At 58.4% G+C, this 2773-nt stretch carries 1 protein-coding gene; it reads right to left on the reverse strand.

Features of this window, described 5'->3' with window-relative positions; genetic code table 11:
- The coding region (locus WCA53_RS19580) for a DUF2254 domain-containing protein (protein WP_423914402.1) at positions 1-1095 on the reverse strand (1095 nt) is incomplete at its 3' end.
- Positions 1096-2773 lie beyond the last annotated feature (1678 nt).

Consider the following 2773-nt stretch of genomic DNA (forward strand, 5'->3'; position numbering starts at 1 on the left):
GTACTGGCGTATCTCGCGAAAGCTGATATGCACGAAATCTGCCCAATTGGGCGTTCGCAAGATCACGCGCACGCGCCCCGAGCTATCCACAATCTCCTCGATATGCAGAGACCGTTTGCCCACCACCCGCAATAGCCGGTGCACCTGGTCGATCGCAAGCACGGCCGTGGTCGGATCGTTGATCGCCGCCGACAGCGCTTTCAGCGCAATATCGACCAGGATGCGAAACGCGAACATAGGGTCCTGCTCCATTGTGCGTTCCGTCCCGAAAGCGACCAGTGTGCGGAGCCTTCCCTCATCGATTGCGCCAGAGTTCCCGTACAAATAAAACAAGGGTTCGTCCACAGCGACGAAATCACCCACTTGTGGTGCGAATTCGATAACTGAGTCAGTGCGCCGCGCCTTGGCCACCAGCCTTTCCAGATTCACGGCCAGAACGATGCCAGATTTGCCACGGTGACCAACAATGCGATCAGGTACGCCTCGCTCTTTGTCACGTTCGGGCGGGGTAGTTGCACCCGTAGTCGGAGCGGGGTAAACGCTCTCTATGACCGCCATCCCGTGCTTCCCGACGCTTGCCACGAGGCTTACCGGACGCAGAGATTTCGCGGCGTAGTCAATCAAGAAAAGGAACGCGACGATGGAGGCGAATCCAAATAGCGCTGCAAGGAACACTTGAAGTTGGTGTACTTCATTCTCACCCATCCAGCTTTGCGTTCTATCGGCGAACAGCATTGTGAAAACGAACAATCCCGAGATGCTACGGATGGTGTTATCGCGCAGCAGTGTCGTCGCGATGATCCGCGGGGTGTACTGCCCGCCAGCGACCTGGATTGCGACGAGCAGCGAAGCGAACGTAAATACCAGAAACGTCAGGTCTGCGGAAACGATGTCCCCGAGCAACGACCGCGCCCCAGTCATAGACAGCCCAAGAAAGCCGGTTTTCGGATCAAGGATCCCTTGCCTGATCATCCATCTGCCCAGCATTTCAGTCAGAGGTTTTACCACGGCATAGATCGCGACTGCGATGAGCGGCACAGCCCACAGCGAAGATCTTAGGTAGCTCTTTAAGCTGTACCAGCGATTCCAGTCCATGTTTGCCTTCTCCCTACGATCCATATTGCAGCGGAAACCAAGGTGTTCGCGGTTTTGCCAGGTGGCATGCAAAGGAGGCCTCCCGACCGGGCGCGCGCACGGCTGCGCTTACCCGATGGTCGCTTCCTCCGGCTGTCGTCTTGATGTCCCGCCGGTGTTCAGGCCAGCGCCGCTGAAACGGCCCAAACCACCTGCGTTTGCCGGGATGCACGAACTGCACCGGCGCTAGGTCGACAGCATCGCCTCTGTCAACACCCGCGACATCGGAGGGCCAGCACTGCCAGCAGATGAGTTGATCTGCCATTCCAGTACTGTCTGATTACGCGGGTTGAGGCCGGATTGCTACGAAAACGGATCCACCGGTCATGGGGAGTACCGCTGGCGTGGACTAGGTTACGGACACGTGAACCTTTCCGAAACAATAAGACACCTGAGCTTCCGGCCGGTCAATGAGACCTTGGTCCAACAGGTCAGGGACGCCGAGTTTCCAGGATGGCGCCTCGATGGATTCCGGAATGCCGAAGGCTGACAGGGTCCGGACGCGAGTAGGGAAGCCACGCTGATCGCGGCACCGCACCAGGGCCGCGGTCGACCCCAAAAATTTCGCTTGACGCGATTTAATCGGTTTTCGTGAAGCTGCGAATAACAATTATGGGCAACGATTTGCCAGCCGACTCGATGTCTGGATAGCCGTTACACACCTCAAAGCAGCGTAGAGGTGACGCCGGGTTCAAGGTCCGAAAAGGGGTCGATTTATGCCTTTCGCATACCTGTTGCGATCAGCGATCGATTGAGGTCTGCGTCGAACAGGGTTCGGCCCAGCTGCGGCCGTTCGCCTTCGCCGTCCGTCAGACATTCAGACGGCTGCTGTACCCAGGTAGCAGACGCTCGTTCGTCCGTCATATACGGAGCAAGTCGCTGAAAATCTGTTGAATCGGGATTAATATGTGAGGCGCATCCGTTGTATGTCGGTGAGCGCAAATTCCCGCACACCTAGCTTCCGTGCTTGAGAAGGTCCACGATTGTGTCCGCAACGACAACTTGCGGACGCGATCCATGATCCAGGATGACTTGACCTTTTTTCCCTTGCGGGTGACCCGCGGTGCTGGAGGCAAACGCAGCTTCGGCCCGGCAGACAAGCAGCGGCGGATCGATGCCTGCTTGCAACCGGGCACATCGCTGTCGGGCCTGGCCCTGAAGGCTGGGGTGAATGCTAACCAGTTGCACAAATGGGTTCGGCTGCGAGAACAGTCAAATGCCCCCTGTGAGGGGCGACATGGCGGTCGCGTCGTCAGCCTTCGTGCCGGTCGTTGGTCGTTGCGATCTATGACACAGCGCCGGTGCTGGTTTCATCACCCGCTGCGTGGTCCGTATCAGTACCGGAGCGATCGCGTGCATCGCCACGATCAGGGAAGCCGGCACGGCTGTCGGCTCAGTTGCCCAACGGCGTGAAGCTTGAGCTCGCTTGATCGGAGCACGATGCCTCACTTGTGACCGCGATAATTGCCGCATTGGGAGCGCGCTGATGTTCCGCTTCGAGGCAGACCTGAAGGTCTTCCTAGCATCGTGAACCGATCGACTTCCGGGCCGGCATCAACCCGTCGGACGAGCAGTACGCCGTCATGCGCCAGAAATATCCCCCGATGGTGCACCCGGTGGTGCGTACCCACCCCGAGAC

It is taken from the genome of Caballeronia sp., assembly GCF_049581465.1.
Lineage (GTDB): Bacteria > Pseudomonadota > Gammaproteobacteria > Burkholderiales > Burkholderiaceae > Caballeronia.